The organism is Enterococcus malodoratus ATCC 43197 (genome assembly GCF_000407185.1).
Lineage (GTDB): Bacteria > Bacillota > Bacilli > Lactobacillales > Enterococcaceae > Enterococcus_A > Enterococcus_A malodoratus.
In genome coordinates, this window is record NZ_KE136481.1 from 235,107 (window position 1) to 256,524 (window position 21,418).

Genomic DNA, 21,418 nt, shown 5'->3' on the forward strand with positions numbered 1-21,418 from the left:
CAGAGTGAAGCACGCTCCACTCTGCAAAAATTATATTTCTTGGATTGAAAATGCGCGTGATTCCATGACTCGTAAGATTGCATCAGCAGTGTCTAGCGAAGTGAACAAGGATACTCCATGTTCCACTGCTTCTCGGCGAATGATAAAGCCGTCTTCTGATGAGTTTTGACGATTTTTGTCCATCGTGTTGATGACGACTTGTGCTTCGCCGCTGCGAATCAGGTCAATCACATTGTTGTCATCTGACTCGGAAATTTTCGCGACGGTCTTGGCATTCAGACCATTTTCCTCAAGGAATTTGGCGGTGCCCGCGGTTGCGATCAGACTGTAGCCAACATCTTTGAAGCGTTTCGCAAGGTCTAATGCTTCATCCTTCGTTTCATCAGCGACTGTGAACAAGACTGCGCCGAAATCTGGTAAATGAAGGCCGGATGCCGCAAAAGCTTTGTAAAGAGCCTTCGCTAAATTACGATCGGTTCCCATTACTTCACCGGTTGATTTCATTTCAGGCCCTAAGTAGGTATCGACCTTTTGCAGCTTCGTGAAGCTGAAGACAGGTGCTTTTACATGAACCATGTCACTTTCAGGATATAATCCGTCTTGGTAGCCTAGTTCTTTCAAGCTTTGGCCTAAGATCGCTTTTGTAGCAATTTGCGCCATCGGGATATTCGTGATTTTACTCAAGAATGGCACTGTCCGACTTGCGCGCGGATTGACTTCGATCACGAAGACTTCATCGTTGTGGATGACAAACTGGATGTTCATCATGCCGATACAATTCATGCCTAAGGCTAAACGACGCGTATACTCTTCAATCGTAGCCTTCAATTCATCAGAGAAAGTCTGCGGCGGATAAACCGCCATCGAGTCGCCAGAGTGAACCCCTGCGCGTTCGATATGTTCCATGATTCCTGGAATCAAGACCGTTTCGCCGTCACAGATCGCGTCTACTTCACATTCTTTACCGATCAAGTAGCGATCGACTAGAACGGGATGTTCTGGAGAAGCTTTCACAGCGTTAGCCATGTAGTCTTCTAAATCTGCTTGATTCTCAACGATTTCCATTGCCCGTCCACCTAACACATAACTTGGGCGAACCAAGACTGGGTAACCGATTCTGTCAGCGATTTTCACTGCTTCTTTCGCACTGGTTGCTGTATCACCCGGCGGCTGCGGAATATCCAAGCTTTGCAGAACTTGCTCGAATTGGTCGCGGTCTTCTGCCCGGTCTAAGTCTTCAATCGTTGTTCCAAGAATCTTGACGCCGTTTTTCACCAATGGTTCAGCCAAGTTGATGGCTGTTTGCCCACCGAATTGGACGATAACGCCGGTTGGTTGTTCTAGTTCAACCACGTTCATTACGTCTTCCAGTGTCAATGGTTCGAAGTATAATTTATCCGAAACGGAGAAGTCAGTCGAAACAGTCTCTGGATTGCTGTTCATGATAATTGCCTCATAGCCGGCCGCTTGGATCGCCTTAACTGAGTGAACCGTCGCGTAATCGAACTCGACCCCTTGCCCGATCCGGATCGGACCTGAACCTAAAACTAGGACAGATTCCTTATCAGAACGAACGCTTTCGTTTTCGAACTCGTAGGTGCTGTAGAAGTAGGGGGTTTGTGATTCGAACTCTGCGGCGCAGGTATCGACCATTTTATAAACTGGCACGATTTTTTCTGCCGTCCGGAATTCCCGAACTTCATTCGCCGACATGCCCCAAAGCTGGGCAATTTTGACATCGGCAAAGCCGTTTTGTTTGGCTTGCTTTAATAAAGTAGTATCCTTTTTGTTCTGCGCTAATTCTGTTTCTAATTCAACGATGTGCAGCAGTTTATCCAAGAAGAAGAGATCGACTTTTGTCAGTTCGTTGATTTCTTGGATTGAATACCCGCGGCGGATCGCTTCTGTTAAGTAGAATAATCGATCGTCTTGAGCCTTAACCATTTTTTCGGTTAATTCTTCATCCGTGACTTCACTTAATTCAGGTAATTCTGCGTGGTAAGTCCCGATTTCTAATGAACGAACGGCTTTTAGCAAGGATTCTTCGATATTTCGACCGATCGCCATAACTTCGCCAGTCGCTTTCATTTGTGTCCCGAGAACGCGTTCGCCGCTTTCGAACTTATCGAATGGCCAGCGCGGGATTTTCGCAACTACATAGTCTAAAGCTGGTTCAAACTCCGCATACGTCGTTTCGGTGACTGGATTTTTCATTTCATCCAATGTCAGACCAACCGCGATTTTTGCGGCAAGCTTAGCGATTGGATATCCCGTTGCTTTACTTGCTAATGCGGACGAACGAGAAACCCGCGGGTTCACTTCGATCACGTAGTAGTCAAAGCTGTGAGGATCAAGGGCCAACTGAACGTTACAGCCGCCTTCGATTTTTAACGCGCGGATAATCGATAGAGATGCATCCCGCAGCATTTGATATTCATAATCCGATAAGGTTTGGCTTGGGGCAAAAACGATCGAGTCGCCGGTATGGATTCCGACTGGATCAAAGTTCTCCATGTTACACACGACGATCGCGTTGTCTGCTGAATCGCGCATCACTTCGTATTCGATTTCCTTGAAGCCGGCAATTGACTTTTCAATCAAGCATTGTGTCGCTGGTGAAAGTTTCAAACCATTTTCTGCGATTGTACGAAGGTCTTCTTCATTGTCACACATTCCGCCGCCGGTTCCGCCTAAAGTAAAGGCCGGGCGTACGATGATCGGATAACCGATCGTGTTGGCAAAGGCTACCGCTTCTTCAACCGTATTGACGATTTCTGATTCGGGAATCGGCTGATCCAGCTCCTCCATCAATTGTTTGAACAAGTCACGGTCTTCCGCTTGATCGATCGCTGATAATTTTGTTCCAAGCAATTCGATTTTCAACTCATCTAAAATCCCTGAGTCCGCTAATTCCATCGCCATGTTCAAGCCTGTTTGACCGCCAAGTGTCGGTAAGATTGCATCAGGCAGCTCTTTGCGTAAAATGCGGGAAACAAATTCCAGTGTGATTGGTTCAATGTAGACTGTATCCGCGATTTCACGGTCCGTCATGATCGTCGCTGGGTTTGAATTGACCAAGACGACTTCATAGCCCTCTTCTTTTAACGCTAAGCAAGCTTGCGTGCCGGCGTAATCAAATTCCGCGGCTTGTCCAATCACGATCGGTCCAGAACCGATGACCATGATCTTTTTAATATCTGTACGTTTTGGCATTTATGCTTGCTCCTTCCATGCATCCATCATTTCCATAAACTCGTCGAATAAATGAACCCCGTCGTGCGGTCCAGGCGCAGCGTCTGGGTGATACTGTACGCTGAATGCCGGATAGTTCCGATGACGGACGCCTTCGACTGTTTCGTCATTGACTTCTACGTGTGTGATCATCAATTTTTCAGGATCGATTGTTTTTTCATCGACCGCGAAGCCGTGATTTTGTGAAGTAAAGTCAATCCGTCCAGTCGCGATTTCCCGCACTGGATGATTCAATCCGCGGTGTCCAAATTTCATTTTGTACGTATCGGCACCATTCGCTAATGCGAACAGCTGATGTCCAAGGCAGATACCGAAAATCGGTACTTTCCCTTGAATTTGCTTGATCATTTCAATTGCTTCCGGCACATCTTTTGGATCGCCGGGGCCGTTGGTCAGCATCACACCGTCGGGACAAAGGTCTAGGATCGTTTGGGCATCCGTGTTGTAAGGCATCACGGTCAAATTGCATTCACGGCGCGACAATTCGCGTAAGATGCTGTGCTTCAAGCCGAAGTCGATCACGACAACGTTGCGGCCGACACCCGGACTCGGATAAGGAGTGACCGTCGAAACTTGTGCGACTTGGTTCGTTGGCAAGACTGTTGCTTTTAGTTGATCAAACGAGTGCTCCAATTGATCGGCTGGATCAACGATGCTGCCTTTCATGGTTCCAACACTGCGTAATTTTTTGGTTAATGCGCGTGTATCGATTCCAGAAATTCCCGGAATGCCCTTGCGTTTCAGAAATTCGTCTAGGGTCATTTGGTTGCGCCAATTGCTGGCCAAGCGTGCGTGTTCTTTAACAATCACACCTTTGCAAGTGGGTGCGATCGATTCATAGTCATCGCGGTTTACGCCGTAATTTCCTACCATCGGATAAGTGAAGGTAATGATTTGGCCATTGAAACTTTGGTCGGTAATTGTTTCTTGATATCCGGTCATGCTGGTGGTGAAGACGACTTCGCCGACGACATTTGCCTCTGCGCCGAATCCTTCACCTTCAAATACTGTGCCATCTTCTAAAATTAAAAGTCTTTTCAACGTCTTAGTCCTCCTTGTTGTATACCAACTGACCATCCACGAAGGTCATCAGTGTCGCACCTTTGACTGGCCACCCAGTGAAAGGTGTGTTCACCCCTAGTGATGCGAATTTTTTGTCATCGATTTTTTCTTCGTGATTCAGATCGAATACCGCGATATCCGCCGGTTGGCCGATATTTAATGTACCCGCGGTTAAGCCGAAGATCTCCGCTGGTTTGACAGCCATCCAATCAATCACTTGTTCTAATGTAAATTGTCCTGTTTCAACAAAGTGCGTATAAATCAATTGGAACGCTGTTTCGCTGCCGACGATTCCGAATGGTGATTTCAAGAAGCTTTGGTTCTTTTCTTCAAAACCATGGGGAGCATGATCGGTTGCGATACAGTCGATCGTGCCGTCAAGCAGGCCTTCGATCAATGCTTCGCGATCGCCTACACCGCGTAATGGCGGGTTCATCTTCCAGTAGCCATGATCCTCTGGAATATTTTCATCGATCAGGATCAAGTGATGCGGTGATACTTCAGCAGTGACATGCACGCCGGCTTTCTTCGCGTCGCGGATTACCCGGACACTTTCCTTCGTTGACACGTGGCACACATGATAGTGAACACCCGTCTCTTCTGCTAAGATCAAATCTCTAGCGATCTGTGAGGATTCCGTAGCGCTCAAGATTCCTGGCAAATCCAGCTTTTCACTAACTTCGCCTTTATGCATGACACCGCCGAATAATAAGGATTCATCTTCCGTATGAGCGACTAAAGCCATATTGTTTTCGGCTGCTTCCTTCATTGCTAAGTACATCGTACCGGCTGTTTGTACCCCGACTCCGTCATTAGTGAAGGCGAAGGCCCCAGCGGCTTTTAGGCCTTTTTGGTCCGTCAAAATCTCGCTGCGCAATTCTTCAGTGATCGGCGCGTATTGTAATACTTTGACTACCGCGTCTTTTTCAATAATGTCTTTTATCGCATTGAACTTTTCGACAGTGTCAGGGACTGGATCTAGGTTAGGCATCGCGCAGACTGTTGTATAGCCGCCGCGAGCCGCTGCTTTCGAACCGTCCTTGATGGTTTCTTTATAAGTAAAGCCTGGTTCTCGTAAATGAACATGAACATCAACTAAGCCTGGTGTGATTAACTGATTGTTTGCGTCGTACGCCTGATCAAACGTAATGTCCGAAAAATCTTTTCCCATGCCGGCGATAATGCCGTCTTCTAGCCAAAGGTCACACGTAATTGTTTGATTGTCTTTTGTTACGATCTTTCCATTTTTAATCAATGTTTTCATTTTATCTGCCCCTTTACGATTTTCCTCTAAGTACTGCTTCTAAAATTGCCATTCGAATGTACACGCCGTTCGTCATTTGCGGAACGATCCGTGATTGCAAGCCTTCAACTAAGCTGTCGGCGATTTCCACATCGCGATTGACTGGTGCCGGATGCATAATGATCGCACGGTCTTTCAACTGTTGGCCGCGTTCGATCGTTAAGCCGTATCTTTCGTGGTATTCTTCCTTTGAAAAGCTTTCCTGTCCGTCATGGCGTTCATGCTGGACACGTAAAAGCATCATGACATCAACCTCCGGTACGAGTTCATCCAGCGGACGGTAAGAGCCATAGACATCAAAGCTTTCGTCGTACCATTCTTCTGGTCCGGAGAAAAATACTTCCGCGCCTAGACGTTTCAACATCTGCATGTTGGATTTCGCTACGCGTGAGTGGGTAATGTCCCCAGCAATCGCAACCTTCAAGCCGGCAAAACGACCAAACTCTTGATAAATCGTCATCAAGTCCAGCAAACATTGGGTTGGATGCTGACCGCTGCCGTCGCCGCCGTTAACGATCGAACATTGGATCGTCTTGCTTTGGATCAATTCGTCATAATAATTCTCATCGCCGTGGCGAATGACCGCCACATCAACGCCTAATGCCGACATAGTCAAGACGGTGTCATACAAGGTCTCGCCTTTTTGAACGGAACTGGTTTTGGCGTCAAAATCAATCACATCTAGTCCGAGTTTTTTCTCAGCAACTTCAAAACTTTTATGGGTTCGGGTACTATTTTCAAAGAAAAGATTGGAGACAAAGTATTGGTCCTTATGCGGTGTCCAGCGCGCACCTTGTTTGAATTGCTGCGCTCGTCGAATCAGTCCCATCACCTCTTGATCGGTCAACGCTTCGACCGTCAATAAATGCTTCAGACTAATTTCCTCAGACTGAATGATCATGAAATTTCCTCCTCGTTTCTATTTAATAGAATGTTCCTGCGTCGATTCCATCCGACTAACCCATTAGTGTTGTGTTAGTCTAATTTTCGCTGCGCGCTTGCTCCGGCAAGATGAGATTCAAAAGGATTCCCAAGACGGTCGCCAAAGCCATGGCAGATAAAGTGAAGGTTCCTGCTTCAAAAACCAAGCCGCCGATACCGATGACCAGAATGGTTGAAGCGATTAATAAGTTCTTTTTACGGTCAAAGTCGATCTTGTTTTCGATCAAGATCTTCAACCCGCTTGCGGCAATAACTCCGAAGAGGATGAAGCTGATCCCTGAGATGACTGGACCAGGAATGCTTAAGATTAGTGCGCTAAGCTTGCCGACAAAACCCAGCAAGACTGCGAAGACTGCTGCACCGCCGATGACGAATACACTATGAACACGTGTGATTGCCAGAACCCCGATATTTTCACCGTAACTTGTTACGGGAGGTCCGCCGACGAAGCCTGCGACGATTTGCGCTAGGCCGTCGCCCATCAAGGTGCGATCCAAGCCAGGATCATCGAAGAAATTTCGTTTCGTCAATTTATTCAATACCATCAAGTGTCCGATGTGTTCAGTCATTGTGACAAAAGCGATCGGCGCCATGGTCGTTATCGCGTTGACATAAAGTTTCGGCTGATAGCTGACGAAAGGCACACTGAAAGCAGGCATCGCCAACCATTTTGCATCGATGATCGGTTGATAGTCGATGATGCCGAAGAGCATTGCTGTGACATAGCCGCCGACGATTCCTAAAAGGATCGGAATCAGTCCTAGGAAGCCGGTGAAGAACATGTTGAAGAAAATCGTTAGTCCCAATGTGATCAAAGCAACCATTACGTATTTGAAGCTGTAAACTCCGTTGTTATACATCGCGTTTTGTGCGGCGTTGCTGGCTAAGCCTAAGCCGATGACCATTACGACTGGTCCAACAACGATCGGCGGTAAAATTTTATCCAGCCAAGCAGAGCCGATTTTGCGGATAATGAAGGAAACGATCAAGTAAACCAATCCGCAGGTCAAAGCGCCTTGCGCGACTGCTGGATAGCCGTCACTCTTCATCAATAATTTCATCGCTGCGATAAAGGCGAAGCTGCTGCCTAAGTAGGCAGGAATTTTTCCTTTAGTTACAGTCAGGTAAACGATTGTTCCTAATCCTGAGCTGACTAGTGCGATACTTGGGTTGATTCCGACTAAGATCGGTACTAAGACCGTCGCGCCGAACATCGTGAATAAATGTTGAATACTTAATCCGACCCAGTGTCCTGCACTTGGGCGGTCGTGAATATCTAAAACAACGTCGTCATTGTGAAACTCTTGCATGGAGAATGTCCTCTTTCTAGTGTCTATACATTATTTTTTAGTCTTCTTTTTGGATCATGATGCGATCTTGTCCATCGTTTTCTTCCATTTCAACGATGATTTCTTCGGTTAACGCGGTTGGAATGTTTTTCCCAACATAATCCGCGCGGATCGGTAATTCACGATGGCCGCGGTCGACTAAAACTGCTAATGAAATTCGATTTGGACGACCTAAGTCGATCACAGCATCCAGTGCTGCACGAATCGTTCTGCCGGTGAACAAGACATCGTCGACTAAAATCACTTCTTTGCCTTCGATTGAGAAAGGAATATCTGAAGAATGCAATTCCGGCTCAGCTTCCTGTACCTTCACATCGTCGCGATACAAGGTAATATCTAATTCTCCTACAGGCACATTGATATGTTCTAATTGTTTCAAGCGTTCCGCGATTCGTTGAGCGATAAAGATCCCGCGGGTTTTGATCCCGATCAAGACAATATCCTGAACCCCTTTATTCCGCTCGATGATCTCGTAGGTGATTCGAGTCAACGCTCGTTTCATTGTTACTTCATCTACTACCTCTTTTTTTAACATCCTGTCTCCTCCTTGTTTTTGACCATAAAAAAACTCCTACCCGTAGTTAGGTAGGAGGAATGTTATCGACTTCGTCAAAATGACAGCGTTCACCTAGGCGCACCTAGTCCAAACAACTATCGACTTCCTTCTTAGCCTCACGGGACTACTCTTAAAGGATCACTATTAAGTTATTTATTTCTTACTAAAAACACTATACTATTCCTTAATTCAGAAATCAATCTTTTTCTTTTAACTGTTTCAAAGTTTTTTTGAAAAGCTCTGGCAGCGGTGCTTCAAAGACCATCATCTCGCCTGTTGTCGGATGTTCAAAGCCCAATAATTTTGCGTGCAGAAATTGACCGTTGCCTTTCAAGGTCTTCTTAGGTCCATACAAAGGATCGCCTGCGACAGGATAACCGATGTACTTCATGTGAACTCTGATTTGATGAGTACGGCCAGTTTCCAGCTGCAATTCGATCAACGTATACCCTTCATAGCGCTTCAACACTTCAAAGTGTGTTACAGCCGGTTTCCCGTCTTCGATCACGTCCTGCATCTTGCGATTCACCTTTGAGCGGCCGATTGGGGCTTCGATCCGGCCTTTTTCGTGAGGAATCTCGCCATGAACTAAGGCAACATATTTCCGCAGCGAAGTTTTATCTTTTAACTGCTTTGCCAATGCCTCATGAGCACGGTCATTTTTCGCCACCATCAGCAAACCTGAGGTATCCTTATCAATTCGATGCACGATCCCAGGTCGAACCACGTCATTGATCGTTGAAAGAGTTTTGATTTGATATAGCAAACCATTGACCAAGGTCCCTTGCGGATGCCCAGCCGATGGATGCACCACCATACCTTGGGGTTTATTGACGATCACGACATCGTCATCTTCGTAAACAATTTCCAGATTTAAATTTTCAGGTACTAAATCTAATTCCTCTGGTTCCGGGATTTCGATCAAAATTTGATCGCCAGCACTAACCTTATAATTCGCTCTGATAGGTTTCCCATCGATCGAAACGTGTTGATTTTTGATCCATTGCTGAATCTGTGAACGAGAATACTCCGTTAGACGATCATTTAAAACCTTATCGATCCGCCCTTTTTCCTCTTTAATAATAACTTCAATTTGATTATCCATTTTTCTTGTCTCTCTCATCTAATAGAATATAAATAAATATCATGACTACTCCCGCAACTAAAGCCATATCCGCGATATTAAAAATCGGAAAGTTGATAAAATCCAATCGGAACATATCAACGACATATCCCAACCGGAAACGATCAATAAAATTGCCGATGGCTCCCGCTAAAAAGAAGCTCAAACCAACCGTCAACCACTTGCTTTCATGTAAATGTTTGATCAAATAATACAGCACCGCTGCGACCGCCACGACAGTGATCACAAGGAAGAAGATCTGCTGGCCTTCGAATAAGCTGAAGGCACCGCCGGTATTGCGGATATGTGTCAATGATAAAACATTGGGAATGATTGTCTGACTATCGCCAAAATTATACTGGCTGACGATCCACCATTTGAACCACTGATCCAGCGCAATGATTCCCGCGCTTAATAATAAGTAAATAACTAACAAGCTTACTGCTTCCCTTCTTGTGTATAAATATCTCGTGGCCGAATAATCCCTAATAGATTACCGTCCGAGTTTCCATCCTTTGTAATCAAGATCGCCTCTAGGACACCTTCTGTTTGGAACATCTTCTCCACCTCAGAAACTTTGGTGTCGCCCGAAACAAATTTGAAATTCACTCGTTTCCCATTAGCCATCAATAAATCTTCCGCCACCCGGCCTTTGAGACTCACAGAACCTGTTAAACTTTCCTGAGCAAAATAGAATCCAATCGTACGCAAGGTGATCAGTCCCATAAACTTTCCTGAGTCATAAACTGGGAACTGAGAAAAGCGTTTTTCAGTAATGATCTTCATGATCTCTACTAAAGGCAGATCGCGTTCAAACCCGGTCACCTTCTTGCCGAAACGCGGCAAAACTTTTTCTGGACGCAGCAGGCTCGTTTCAATCTGCTGGATTCGTTCAACAGCCCATTCATTTGGCTCAGCGATCACAAAATCATCCGCCACTTGATCGTGTACAATTGCATTGCGTAATTGTGCCAATTGCAGCAAATCATTTTCACTTCCGCCGATCCAGTTATCCCGCCGTTTCGATAACCGACGAACCGCTTCGCTGAAGCTCATGTTTGCAGGATTGCCTAATTGACGTTTTAATTCCTTTTCGATCCGATTAAATGTGCTTAAAAAAATATCCGCCCGTTCTCCCATTCAGCCGCTCCTAATGTTTAGATTCTTTTACACCGTGTCCTGCTAAAATCCGATAGCTCCAGTATAAGTGAAAAAAAGCGCGATGGAAAGTCTGAGGTTTAGGAAAAAAAGAAAAACGAGTCAAACTATTTTTAACCAATCCAATTCGATAACCTGATTATTCTGCTGATCAAACCCTGCTCACGACAAATAGCCCACTGATTCAGGGGGCTATTTGTCGTTATTCACTTTTAAATACTTTTATATTTAGCCCGTTTATCTTATACCAACGTTGGATTTTCGATAAGACAAACCATCATCAATTGTTTCGTTTTTTAATCCGATCAATCAAACGCGCGCTTTTTTTCTTCGGTTCGACCGGTGGGGATTGCGTAGCCAAGATCGGTTCAAATGCGAGTTGCTCCGTCAAGATAATTTTAGCGGGATTCGTCTGATCCTCGATTCGAATATCCTTCAATGAGGCATTTTGAGGCATACAGGCCGTGATAAGAGCCAGCGCTTGGCTCTCAGTCAACTTATGCGGATTGATTCCCTCAGGCAATTCGACGGTTTGGACAAGAATATCCGAAGCCAGCTTTTCTTCCGAAATGCATAGATCTTCCGGAATTTGGATAGACTCTGGTCCTTGTTCTGCGCAAGCTGCTTGCGGTCTTTCTTGTACAGCGGTCACACTTTGTACGGAACTTTCTGTCAGCGCATCCTTCACGGCAGGCTTAGCCAGTGGTCTTTTCTCATTCTTATCAATAATTATCGTTTCGGTTTTTTCGACAAATTTCGCCGTGATCACTTTTTTGAACAGAACGACGCCCTCTTCTTCAAAAATATTTAACAACGTCAATTTTTCTAATGAGGCTTTGATTTCAGCTGGTGTTTTATTAGGATTCGCCTCTTTCACGCTCAAACGGCGGCGCTTTCCATTACTATTTTCAAAAGTAGCGGCTAATCTTCGCATTTATTCTTCCCTCCTTCTCCGTCTATTCTCCCTGAACGATCCGTCATGATCCGACTAATCCTTTCAAAGGTGTTTTGATGAATTGCGTATATAGTTGCTTCGCTTTTTCAGCGATAAATGTTTTGATTGGGAATAATCTGATGGATAAGATGCGCCATTCTTTCTGAACAAAGTATTCTTTGAAGAAAACATAGTAGCGACGCAAAATCCGAGTCGGTTTGCTTTGTAAAAAGATTTGTCGAATTAAATCCTCTAATACAAAAGAAAAATCTTCTTCACCCAACTCTTCACGAACTTGAAGCGCTATCAAAAATTCGATTGTGTCCTGTTCATTACCCGTTTGATAATAGTTCTTTCTGATTCGCTTTTCTAAAGTTTTGCGGGTTAATGAAAATAATTGCCGTCTATTCAACAGTATTTCTTGCTTCATGAGCAATCCTCCTTTCCTTCAATAGTTGATTTTATTCAAAAATGCATCTTTTCCTCGATCGAGTTATTTACAAGGACAATGTACACCTATTCCTACGGCCTTTGCACTCCTAAAATTTAATTATTATTTAAACATAATGATTCTCAAAATAGAATATCTGATTTACCAAGGCTTCCGGCGTTTTCAAATAATGAAAAATGTCGCTATTTTGTACTTAACATCACTTTTGAAATGTAAAAAATCCTCAGAAATCATAAAATTTCTGAGGACATTCCCACTAAAATGACTGATATTTAGGAGTTTTTCGGATAATACTAGTAAAAATTCGTTTCAGTTTCTATTCAAACGCGGAAATAGCTGTTATTTCAGTACCAACTGAATGATTTCGACACCATTTGCCAATTCTTCTTGACTGATCGTCAACGGCGGCAGTAATCTAAGTACTTTTTTTCCAGCTTTGATTGCCAATAATTTTTGCGCCTTCAAATCTTGGATCGTTTGCTGCAGCGTTTCTGCTGAGTCCAGTTCTACACCAACCATCAGGCCTTTTCCACGGACATCAAGAACTTTGTCTGAAACTGCGATAAGCTTGGTCAGTTCTTCGATCAAGTAATTGCCTTTAGCCGTTACTTCTGCCATAAAATCGGGCTGATTGATCTCTGCTACCACAGTATCCGCAACCTTCATTGCTAGATTGTTTCCACCAAAAGTCGTTCCGTGAGAACCAGGGCCAAAAGCTTCGGCTAATTCTTTTTTTCCTAACATTGCACCAACGGGTATCCCGTTAGCCAAAGCTTTGGCGATTGTGATGATATCTGGTTCGATCTGATAAGTTTCAAAGGCGAAAAAGGTTCCTGTTCTTCCCATTCCGGTTTGAATCTCATCAATAATCAATAAACTATTATTCTCTTTACATAATTTTGCGACATCCTGAAGCCATTCTTTCTCTGCGGGAATAATACCGCCTTCCCCCTGAATCACTTCCAACATGACCGCTGCCAAAGTTTCATCTAATTGCTCCTTCAGCGGCTCAAGCTGATTGTAAGGCAAATATTCGAAGCCTTCGACAATCGGAAAAAAGCCGGCTTGCAAGGCGGGTTGACCAGTCGCACTCAAGGCACCATAGGTTCGGCCATGGAAAGACTGTTCAAAACTTAAGATTTTCGAACGGCCAGTTGCTTTTCTAGCTAGTTTGATCGCCGCTTCATTGGCTTCGGTCCCGCTATTACAGAAAAAAGCTAAATACTCTTTTCCCATCGTCAATTTTTCAGCAACCTGTTCTTGTAAATGACTGGAATATAAATTCGAGCTGTGCCAAATTTTGTCGGCTTGCTCAGAGAGAGCCTGCATCACTTTAGGATGATTATGACCTAGATTACTCACAGCGATCCCGCTCATAAAATCCAAATAGCTTGTCCCGTTTTGATCGTAAACATAGCTGCCTGAACCATCGACTAAATCAATCGTGTCTCGTGCATAGTTGGGAAAAAGTTGACTCATGCAAAGACCCCCTCTTTAACTATCACGGTACCAGATTTCTCAATGCAGTTGGTAATATGAACTTCTGAAACGCCGTTTTCTAAAGCGTCCATCGCACTTTCTAATTTGGGAATCATGCCTCCGGTGATGACTTTTTCTTTTTTCAATTGTTCCACTTCAGTGATTGAAACCTTTTCAAGCCATTCGCCTGATTGCTTCACACCGGGAACATCGGTTAATAAATACAAGGCATCCGCATCAACCGCCTCTGCGATTTTACAGGCAGTATCATCGGCATTCACATTCAACCATTGTCCTGTATTCGTCATTCCTAAAGGAGCGATGATCGGAATGTAGTTTTTATGCAGAACACTTTCAATCGCCGCAGGATGAACGTCAGTGATTTCACCAACGTAACCCAACTTTTTCTGATCGATCAATTTTCCTTGGATCAAATTATCGCAAGAGGCATTGAGACCGATCGTCCCAAACCCGTGCTGCTGGAAGAGCGTCGTGATCGTCGGTTGAACTTGACCGATCAGCACCATTTGAGTGACCTTCAGCGCCTGCTCAGTCGTCACCCGCAGCCCGTCTTTTATCATTACCGGAATATTTAAACGTTCCATCATTTCAGTGATATAGTAGCCGCCGCCATGGACAATAATGATTTCATGGCCGCATGCTTGCCACTGTTCGATTTGTTGGAAAAATTTCTTTGTTAGATTATCACTGGCTACACCGCCAATTTTTACGACAATTTTACTCATGGTCATTCGCTCCTTATTTCAGATCAGTCAGTCATTTTTTCTATTAAGATATTTTATGTGTGATACAAAGCATTTACTTCGATATATTTATAAGTCAGATCACAGCCCCAAGCTTTCCCGCTTTGTTCGCCGATATTCAGATCCACCGTGATACAAATTTTTTCTTTTTCCAGTGTTTCTTTCATAACTAGTTCGTCAAATTCTTGCGGTTGACTGTGTTTCAATAATTGCTGATCGCCGATCCACATATCGATTTTTTCCGGATCAGTCTGTGATCCCGCATAGCCAACTGCGCAAATGATTCGGCCCCAGTTTGGGTCTTCACCGAACATAGCCGTCTTCACTAGACTCGAGCCCACGACCTTTTTTGCGACCAAACGGGCCTCGGTATCACTAAGTGCACCCACCACTTGTACTTCAATCAGTTTTGTGGCACCCTCGCCATCTTTGGCGATCATTTTGGCCAACGTTTCACTGACCAGCTGGAACATCGCGATAAATTTTTCATGCGCTTCAGAATTTTTTTCAATGATTGGATTTTCTGCCAAACCATTGGCAAGAACTAAAACCATATCATTCGTTGATGTGTCGCCATCAACCGTGATTTGATTAAAGGTCGTCTCCGTTTTGTCAGCCAGCATTTCTTGCAACAAATCTTTTGAGATTTGCGCATCGGTTGTAATAAAGGCCAGCATCGTCGCCATATTAGGATGGATCATGCCAGACCCCTTTGCGACACCAGCCATTGTCACCATTTGACCATTGATTTCCTCGGTTACAACGATTTCTTTTGTGCTGGTATCAGTTGTCAAAATGGCTTCGTGAAACGCATATGGTTGTTGCTGCTGCAAATCAATTTTACTAATTCCAGACTCAATAATCTCCATCGGCAATTGTTTTCCAATCACTCCTGTTGAGGCAACTGCGACATTTTCTTTTGCGACGTTTAATTGAGACGCTGCTAAGGACTGCATCTCCTTCGCGTTTTCCAATCCAAGATCTCCTGTACAGGCATTTGCGATACCTGAGTTGACCACTACCGATTGGACTTTTTGATCAGCCATTGCTTCTTTAGTAACGAAAATCGGGGCCGCTTTGACTTGATTCGTGGTGTAAACCGCGGCCGCATTAGCTGGGATCGCTGAATAGATCACACCTAAATCTTTCTTTTCTTTTTTTAAGCCTGCATGTAAGCCAGTTGCATAAAAACCTTTAGGACTGGCGATTGTTCCGTCTATAATTTGCATATTCTTCACACTCCGAAATTTTTTAAGGATAAATTGGGACAAGCTTTAAACCGGTCGTTTCTGGCCAGCCTGCTAGATGATTTAGATTATGAACGGCCTGCCCGGCAGCACCCTTCACTAAATTATCCAATACGGTGACTACCGTGATCATGTTAGTGACCTCATTGTAGGCAACGCCGATATCACAAAAGTTTGATCCGATGACTTGTCGCAAGTTGGGATAACAATTTTGATTTTGTACCCGAACAAACGGTTTTTCTTGATAAAACTCTCGGTAAATATCCCATAATTGGCTTTGCGTCATCTTTTCTTTACTTCTAGCATATGTAGTAATAAAGATTCCTCGTGTCACTGGAATCAAAGAAGTAGAAAACTGGATCGCCGGGATTTTTTTATCCCATCGTTGCAATTGCTGCATAATTTCTGGAATATGTTGGTGACTATTCATTTTATAGAGGGTCATATTTTCATTGCTATTAACGAAATGACTCGATTCGGATAAGTTCTTTCCGGCACCGGATAATCCCGATTTTGCATCAACGATAATCGATTCTGTCTCGATTAATTTCTGTGTTACTAAAGGAGCCAGTGATAATAAGCTGCCTGTCGCGTAACAACCGGGGTTAGCGATTAATTTTGATGATGGTTCAGGATAAAAGTCCGCTAGACCATAATGCGCATTTTGCAGAAAATCAAAAGGAGCACTTGAATTTTTATACCACTTTTCATACTGCCCATCGGCCTTTAAACGAAAGTCACCAGATAAGTCGATGATTGGGAAATCTGCTTCGACAAAGGCTGTCGCGATTTCCTTTGAGATACCTGACGGTGTTGCGAAAAATACCAGCTCAGCTCGCTCCATTATTTTTGTCGAATCAATCGGCTCCAACGGCAGATCGAGTAATTGTTTTAAATGCGGCAGATATTCATCGATATCTTTACCAATCTGAGAATGGCTATGAATTGAAACAATGTCCACTTTTGGATGTTGCAATAAAAGACGAACCAACTCGATCCCGCTATAACCTGTCACTCCGATAATCGATACTTTCATATGATCCACTCCCTTCTCATCTTTGAGGAAAATAATTTTGGTTTTCATTCGTATATTCTTTCATTTTCGAACTGTCTAAGAATTGTATAATAATACGATTAGAAACCTGCTATTTGTGATGATTATACGTTTAGTATTTATACAAGTCAATGGTTTTTTATAAATTTATTCAGGCTTTTTTCGAAATAATATGCATTTATTCTTTTTAGTATGCAAAAAAACGCAGAGACGACTCATCTCTGCGTTTTCTAATCTTCTATTATGTGTTTAGAATAGACCGATTGCATTGCCTTCTTCATCAACATCCATGTTTAATGCTGCTGGTTTTTTCGGCAAACCAGGCATGGTCATCACATCACCGGTCAAAGCGACCACAAAGCCCGCACCGATTTTTGGAACAAATTCACGAATCGTCACATCGAAGTCAATCGGAGCACCCAATTTACTTGGATCATCAGATAAGGAATATTGCGTTTTTGCCATACAGACCGGCAGGCGATCCCAGCCATATTTTTTAAAGCTGGCTAATTGCTGCTGCGCCTTCTTACTATAGATAACTTCATTTCCACCGTAAATCTCGCGAACGATCGTTTCGACTTTTTCGTTCAAGTCATCCTGATCTCTGCTAAAGATCGAATGGAAATTGTTTTCCTCATTTGCGATCACGTCAACCACTGTTTTAGCTAAGTTAATACCGCCATCTGGCCCCTTTTCCCAAACACTGGCAAGCTCAACCTTCACATCTTCCTGTTCGCAAAGACTTTTTAATAAGGAGATTTCTTTTTCCGTATCACTAATAAACTCATTAATAGCAACCACGACAGGCAAGCCATATTTACGCATGTTGCGAATATGCTTAGCAAGATTGCTAAAGCCTTCCTTCAACGCCTCAAGGTTTTCAGCGCTTAAATCTGTTTTCGCAACGCCGCCATGCATTTTCAGTGCCCGAATGGTCGCGACGATCACCACAGCATCAGGTGCTTTGCCTAAACTTGGTACTTTGATATCCAAAAATTTTTCTCCGCCAAGATCCGCGCCGAAGCCAGCTTCCGTAACGGCGTAATCACCACAATGCAATGCGGCTCTTGTTGCTAAGATACTGTTGCAGCCGTGTGCGATATTCGCGAATGGTCCGCCATGCACAAAGGCTGGTGTTTGATAAATTGTTTGAACAAGATTTGGTTTTATCGCATCCTTAAGTACCAGCGCCAAAGCACCCTCAACTCTTAAATCTCCAACCGTTACTGGTTCACGATCAAATGTGTAAGCCACAACAATGTTGGATAGTCGACGCTTCAAATCTTTCAGACCTGTCGCCAAGCATAGGATCGCCATGATTTCACTGGCTACGGTTATGTCGAATCCATCTTCCCGCGGAACACCGTTGATTGGTCCGCCAAGTCCCACAGTGATATGACGCAATTCGCGATCATTTAGATCTACCACTCGTTTCCAGATTACTCGCCGCGCGTCGATATTTAAATCGTTGCCTTGATGAATATGATTGTCTAATAATGCAGATAGCGCATTGTTAGCCGTCGTAATCGCGTGCATGTCACCAGTGAAATGAAGATTGATGTCTTCCATTGGCAATACTTGCGCATAACCGCCGCCGGTTGCTCCACCTTTGATTCCCATTACTGGTCCTAAAGAAGGTTCGCGCAAAGCAATCACTGTTTTCTTACCAATTTTATTTAGGGCATCTCCTAAACCGATTGTAACAGTTGATTTACCTTCACCTGCTGGAGTTGGATTGATCGAGGTCACTAGGATCAGTTTTCCTTCAGGATTTTTTTTCATTTTTTCTAAAGCATCAAATTCAATTTTTGCTTTATATTTACCATGCAATTCTAAATCATCAAAAGATAAATTAATTTTTTCTGCAACTTCTGTAATTGGTGCTAGAGTCGTTGCTTGAGATATTTCAATGTCAGTCTTCATAAAAACTCCCTTTCCCGAACGTTATTCAGAAAAACACACTTTTTTATTCGTTCATTTTTATTATAACGAATTTTTCTGAGAAAAACAGCACCTAGAATCGGCAATCTTATTGATTCGCAATTTTTGTTTCCATCACGTATAATAAAAACAGCAATTGCAAAGGGGTGTTGCGTGATGAATAGTGGCATTGTTAAATGGTTCGATGAAAAAAAAGGCTATGGTTTTATTGACTATGAAGAGAATCAAGAGGTATTTGTTCACTTTACCGCTATTGAGGAAGACGGGTTCAAAACTTTGGATTCTGGTGACGAAGTAGAATTTGTAATTGTCGAAGGCGCACGCGGTATGCAGGCGGCTCATGTGAAAAAGAAATAAACGAAAAGATCAGTCACGACTGATCTTTTCGTTTGTTTTTTTAATTTCAATTTCAGGATAAAATGCGGCGAAATCTTTGATAAAAGCTTCTTTTCGTTTTTTCCGCATGGCAAGATGGAAATTCGCGCCGCTAAGTCCCTTGCGCTGGATAATAATCCCGTCTTTACAAAGAGCCAAATAATCGATATGCTCTCGAAGGATCGTCTCGCGCCGCCAAAGTCTGGCATACCGGATTCTTATCCCAGATTCTTCAAGAAATAAATAGCGATGAAGCCCGACCAGCGAAAATAAAAGGAAGATCCCAATAAAAATGTTCCCTCTTAAATAAGGATGGGTTTTTTCCAAGGTCAAAATTAGACCATAAAAAAGAATAATAAAGGTCAGCGACCAATAAATTATGCTAATCGAAAGCTCTGGTTGCCAAAAATAGCGTTTTTTTTCCATGCATTTACTCCTACTCTACTCTAAAAAAGGATGATCATTATGTTAAAAGTATATACCGATGCTGCCACGAATGCAGAAAAAAGTGGCGGAGGCATTCTAATTATTGCTGAAAAGCAAAAACAACTTGCGATATCATTGCCCGAAACCGACAATCATCAAGCCGAATTGGCCGTAATTCTCTATGCGCTAACTTATTTAATTGAGCATCAGTTGAATGATCAAACGATTTTGCTCTATTCTGATAGTAAAACTGCAATAAAAATTTTAGACCAAGGACAAACAAAAAACAAGCTCTTCCAGCCATATTTATCAGAGTTTAATGAATTGGCTCCGCAATTCCCATTACTTGTCCTGCAATGGATCCCCGAGGGCAAAAATAAAGGGGCGGACAATCTAGCCCGCCAAGGATTGCGAAAAAAATTATAAAACTGGTGATAACAAGCGAGAAAAACGCTGTTTGAAATTTAACCAATGAGATTGATTGGCAATCATTTCATCAGTTAATAAGATACATTCCTTCATATCGTCTTCAAATATTTTACGGAATAACCGCGCTACCTCTGGATCATAGATAAAACTGCTGACTTCAAAATTCAGCTCATAGCTTCTGATATCCTGATTAGTAGAACCAAACGTCGCTAATTCGTCATCTACCACGATGGTCTTAGAATGAAGAAACCCATCTGCATAATGGTAAATTTTAACACCGCGCTGATGCAAATAATTCGCGTAGTACTGCGTCGCACGATAAATGAACGGATGATCCGGCATATTTGGAATCATAATTCGGACATCGATCCCAGAGCGCACGGCAATTAAGATTGCTGAAATCATCGTCTCGTCTGGAACAAGATACGGACTTTGAATCCAAACGCTCTTTTCCGCGGCTAAAATCAAGCGAACAAAGCCGTCCTTAATTATCTGTTCGCTTGAGTCAGGGCCATCAGCAACAATCTGCATCGGTACCCCTTTGTCGATTTGCTTCTGCGGCAAAACAAAATACTCCGGCAGATAACTCATACGTTCCGTTTTATCTGCTACAGAAGCATTCCAATCACGAATAAAGATCTCCTGTAAGGTGAAGCTTGCAGTCCCTTCAATCCTGCCATGCGTATCCCGCCATCTGCCGAATCGTTCAGATTCTCCCAGGTATTGATCTCCAACATTAAAACCGCCTGTCCAACCAATTTGACCATCCACTACAACGATCTTGCGATGCAAGTGATAATTCAAACGTGTTTTGGCCAAAATATTTTTTGATGTGATGAAAGGTGTGACTTTCCCGCCATTCTTGATCAGCGTTTCAAAAAACTTCTTATTTGTTTTGGGCGACCCCCACGGATCATAGATCATTCGTACTTCTACGCCTTGAGCGGCCTTCTCCTCTAAGATACGCATAAAACGATTGCCGATTCGATCATTAAAGAAGGCATAATATTCAACATGAATCGTACTTTGTGCTTCCCGCAGATCCACAAATAGACGTTCAAATTTTTCTGTTCCGTCTAAAAAGAATTCCAGTTCATTTCGAATCGCTAATGGCGACTCATCTAAATTTTTAAAATACTTTACTAAAGCCGTTGCGGCCGGATACAGTTGATCCGGTTCGTTATAATCCACATGACGATTGTCTTCTTGGATTATCCCATTAATTTCTTTTACACGCGTTTCATCTTCCTGTTCAAAACGATACATCGTTTCCCCATCGATTCCACGACCGCAAAAAGCGTAAATAAGAAAGCCGATGACTGGTAAAAAGATCAAGGTCAGAAGCCAAGCCCAGATCGTCGTAATATTCCGCGGTTTGCGAAAAACAGTAATGATCGCGCCGACGGCATTGACAATAAAAATAAGAAAAATAATTTGCTCAATAATTCCCAAGTGGTCCCCTCTTTTCAAAAAAATAAATCTCTCATTCAAATTATACCGAAAGAAGCTTAGCTTTAAAAGAAACACGTCGTCGATAATGGAATTTTTCTCATTCAAAAAAGGCAGGACGCTA

At 43.3% G+C, this 21,418-nt stretch carries 20 protein-coding genes; 2 read left to right on the top strand and 18 right to left on the bottom strand.

Annotated features, from left to right (window positions below):
- Window positions 1-30: 30 nt before the first annotated feature.
- From carB to I585_RS01150, 16 genes are all read right to left on the bottom strand, one after another.
- Entirely contained in the window at window positions 31-3,213 is a 3,183-nt protein-coding gene (gene carB / locus I585_RS01075; RefSeq protein WP_010739181.1) for a carbamoyl-phosphate synthase large subunit, read from the bottom strand.
- On the bottom strand, window positions 3,214-4,293 hold the full coding sequence (locus I585_RS23070; protein WP_010739182.1) for a carbamoyl phosphate synthase small subunit: 1,080 nt from the start codon (window positions 4,291-4,293) through the stop codon (window positions 3,214-3,216).
- 4 nt (window positions 4,294-4,297) lie between these two features.
- Window positions 4,298-5,578, bottom strand: coding sequence for a dihydroorotase (locus I585_RS01085; protein ID WP_010739183.1), 1,281 nt, complete (start codon window positions 5,576-5,578; stop codon window positions 4,298-4,300).
- Window positions 5,579-5,591: 13 nt separating this feature from the next.
- A complete protein-coding gene (locus I585_RS01090; protein ID WP_010739184.1) occupies window positions 5,592-6,518 on the bottom strand; it encodes an aspartate carbamoyltransferase catalytic subunit in 927 nt (308 codons plus the stop codon).
- Between the two features lie 79 nt (window positions 6,519-6,597).
- On the bottom strand, window positions 6,598-7,869 hold the full coding sequence (locus tag I585_RS01095; RefSeq protein ID WP_010739185.1) for a solute carrier family 23 protein: 1,272 nt from the start codon (window positions 7,867-7,869) through the stop codon (window positions 6,598-6,600).
- Between the two features lie 37 nt (window positions 7,870-7,906).
- Entirely contained in the window at window positions 7,907-8,443 is a 537-nt protein-coding gene (pyrR, locus tag I585_RS01100; protein WP_010739186.1) for a bifunctional pyr operon transcriptional regulator/uracil phosphoribosyltransferase PyrR, read from the bottom strand.
- A 217-nt stretch (window positions 8,444-8,660) separates the two neighbouring features.
- A complete protein-coding gene (locus I585_RS01105) occupies window positions 8,661-9,569 on the bottom strand; it encodes an RluA family pseudouridine synthase (RefSeq protein WP_010739187.1) in 909 nt (302 codons plus the stop codon).
- Window positions 9,562-10,023 (bottom strand): signal peptidase II, encoded by a 462-nt coding sequence (gene lspA / locus I585_RS01110; protein ID WP_010739188.1) that lies wholly within the window; start codon window positions 10,021-10,023, stop codon window positions 9,562-9,564. Before lspA ends, I585_RS01105 begins: the two co-directional genes overlap by 8 nt.
- 2 nt (window positions 10,024-10,025) lie before the next feature.
- Window positions 10,026-10,727: a CBS domain-containing protein gene (locus I585_RS01115; protein WP_010739189.1), complete on the bottom strand. Its 702-nt coding sequence runs from the start codon at window positions 10,725-10,727 to the stop codon at window positions 10,026-10,028.
- A gap of 298 nt (window positions 10,728-11,025) precedes the next feature.
- Window positions 11,026-11,679 carry a DUF2922 domain-containing protein gene (locus tag I585_RS01120; RefSeq protein ID WP_010739190.1) on the bottom strand — a complete coding sequence of 218 codons (654 nt, stop codon included), beginning with the start codon at window positions 11,677-11,679 and terminating at the stop codon, window positions 11,026-11,028.
- 43 nt (window positions 11,680-11,722) lie between these two features.
- Complete coding sequence (locus tag I585_RS01125) at window positions 11,723-12,109, bottom strand: hypothetical protein (protein ID WP_010739191.1); 387 nt, start codon at window positions 12,107-12,109, stop codon at window positions 11,723-11,725.
- A gap of 360 nt (window positions 12,110-12,469) precedes the next feature.
- Complete coding sequence (locus I585_RS01130; protein WP_010739192.1) at window positions 12,470-13,609, bottom strand: acetylornithine transaminase; 1,140 nt, start codon at window positions 13,607-13,609, stop codon at window positions 12,470-12,472.
- Window positions 13,606-14,355, bottom strand: a complete 750-nt coding sequence (argB, locus tag I585_RS01135; protein WP_010739193.1) for an acetylglutamate kinase — start codon at window positions 14,353-14,355, stop codon at window positions 13,606-13,608. Before argB ends, I585_RS01130 begins: the two co-directional genes overlap by 4 nt.
- Before the next feature lie 53 nt (window positions 14,356-14,408).
- Window positions 14,409-15,602 (bottom strand): bifunctional ornithine acetyltransferase/N-acetylglutamate synthase, encoded by a 1,194-nt coding sequence (argJ, locus tag I585_RS01140; RefSeq protein ID WP_010739194.1) that lies wholly within the window; start codon window positions 15,600-15,602, stop codon window positions 14,409-14,411.
- A 22-nt stretch (window positions 15,603-15,624) separates the two neighbouring features.
- Complete coding sequence (argC, locus tag I585_RS01145) at window positions 15,625-16,656, bottom strand: N-acetyl-gamma-glutamyl-phosphate reductase (RefSeq protein WP_010739195.1); 1,032 nt, start codon at window positions 16,654-16,656, stop codon at window positions 15,625-15,627.
- 267 nt (window positions 16,657-16,923) lie between these two features.
- Window positions 16,924-18,597: a formate--tetrahydrofolate ligase gene (locus I585_RS01150; protein WP_010739196.1), complete on the bottom strand. Its 1,674-nt coding sequence runs from the start codon at window positions 18,595-18,597 to the stop codon at window positions 16,924-16,926.
- 174 nt (window positions 18,598-18,771) lie between these two features.
- Between I585_RS01150 and I585_RS01155 the strand changes: the two genes are divergently transcribed.
- Window positions 18,772-18,972: a cold shock domain-containing protein gene (locus I585_RS01155; RefSeq protein ID WP_010739197.1), complete on the top strand. Its 201-nt coding sequence runs from the start codon at window positions 18,772-18,774 to the stop codon at window positions 18,970-18,972.
- Window positions 18,973-18,981: 9 nt separating this feature from the next.
- Here I585_RS01155 and I585_RS01160 read toward each other — a convergent pair whose 3' ends face one another.
- Window positions 18,982-19,416, bottom strand: coding sequence for an EbsA family protein (locus I585_RS01160; RefSeq protein ID WP_010739198.1), 435 nt, complete (start codon window positions 19,414-19,416; stop codon window positions 18,982-18,984).
- A gap of 39 nt (window positions 19,417-19,455) precedes the next feature.
- On the opposite strand from I585_RS01160, the gene I585_RS01165 reads away from it, so the two are divergent.
- Window positions 19,456-19,842: a ribonuclease HI family protein gene (locus I585_RS01165; protein ID WP_010739199.1), complete on the top strand. Its 387-nt coding sequence runs from the start codon at window positions 19,456-19,458 to the stop codon at window positions 19,840-19,842.
- Here the strand turns inward: I585_RS01165 and cls are convergent.
- A complete protein-coding gene (gene cls, locus I585_RS01170) occupies window positions 19,837-21,297 on the bottom strand; it encodes a cardiolipin synthase (protein WP_034708245.1) in 1,461 nt (486 codons plus the stop codon). The genes I585_RS01165 and cls overlap by 6 nt on opposite strands.
- Window positions 21,298-21,418: the final 121 nt, after the last annotated feature.

Bases quoted from the DNA above. Each gene is read 5' to 3' on its own strand.
- I585_RS01130 (WP_010739192.1), bottom strand. From the start codon at position 13,609: ATGAGTCAACTTTTTCCCAACTATGCACGAGACACGATTGATTTAGTC.
- I585_RS01120 (WP_010739190.1), bottom strand. From the start codon at position 11,679: ATGCGAAGATTAGCCGCTACTTTTGAAAATAGTAATGGAAAGCGCCGC.
- I585_RS01125 (WP_010739191.1), bottom strand. From the start codon at position 12,109: ATGAAGCAAGAAATACTGTTGAATAGACGGCAATTATTTTCATTAACC.
- argC (WP_010739195.1), bottom strand. From the start codon at position 16,656: ATGAAAGTATCGATTATCGGAGTGACAGGTTATAGCGGGATCGAGTTG.
- I585_RS01150 (WP_010739196.1), bottom strand. From the start codon at position 18,597: ATGAAGACTGACATTGAAATATCTCAAGCAACGACTCTAGCACCAATT.
- I585_RS01115 (WP_010739189.1), bottom strand. From the start codon at position 10,727: ATGGGAGAACGGGCGGATATTTTTTTAAGCACATTTAATCGGATCGAA.
- argJ (WP_010739194.1), bottom strand. From the start codon at position 15,602: ATGCAAATTATAGACGGAACAATCGCCAGTCCTAAAGGTTTTTATGCA.
- I585_RS01085 (WP_010739183.1), bottom strand. From the start codon at position 5,578: ATGAAAACATTGATTAAAAATGGAAAGATCGTAACAAAAGACAATCAA.
- pyrR (WP_010739186.1), bottom strand. From the start codon at position 8,443: ATGTTAAAAAAAGAGGTAGTAGATGAAGTAACAATGAAACGAGCGTTG.
- carB (WP_010739181.1), bottom strand. From the start codon at position 3,213: ATGCCAAAACGTACAGATATTAAAAAGATCATGGTCATCGGTTCTGGA.
- I585_RS01160 (WP_010739198.1), bottom strand. From the start codon at position 19,416: ATGGAAAAAAAACGCTATTTTTGGCAACCAGAGCTTTCGATTAGCATA.
- I585_RS01095 (WP_010739185.1), bottom strand. From the start codon at position 7,869: ATGCAAGAGTTTCACAATGACGACGTTGTTTTAGATATTCACGACCGC.
- I585_RS01090 (WP_010739184.1), bottom strand. From the start codon at position 6,518: ATGATCATTCAGTCTGAGGAAATTAGTCTGAAGCATTTATTGACGGTC.
- I585_RS01165 (WP_010739199.1), top strand. From the start codon at position 19,456: ATGTTAAAAGTATATACCGATGCTGCCACGAATGCAGAAAAAAGTGGC.
- I585_RS01155 (WP_010739197.1), top strand. From the start codon at position 18,772: ATGAATAGTGGCATTGTTAAATGGTTCGATGAAAAAAAAGGCTATGGT.
- I585_RS01105 (WP_010739187.1), bottom strand. From the start codon at position 9,569: ATGGATAATCAAATTGAAGTTATTATTAAAGAGGAAAAAGGGCGGATC.
- argB (WP_010739193.1), bottom strand. From the start codon at position 14,355: ATGAGTAAAATTGTCGTAAAAATTGGCGGTGTAGCCAGTGATAATCTA.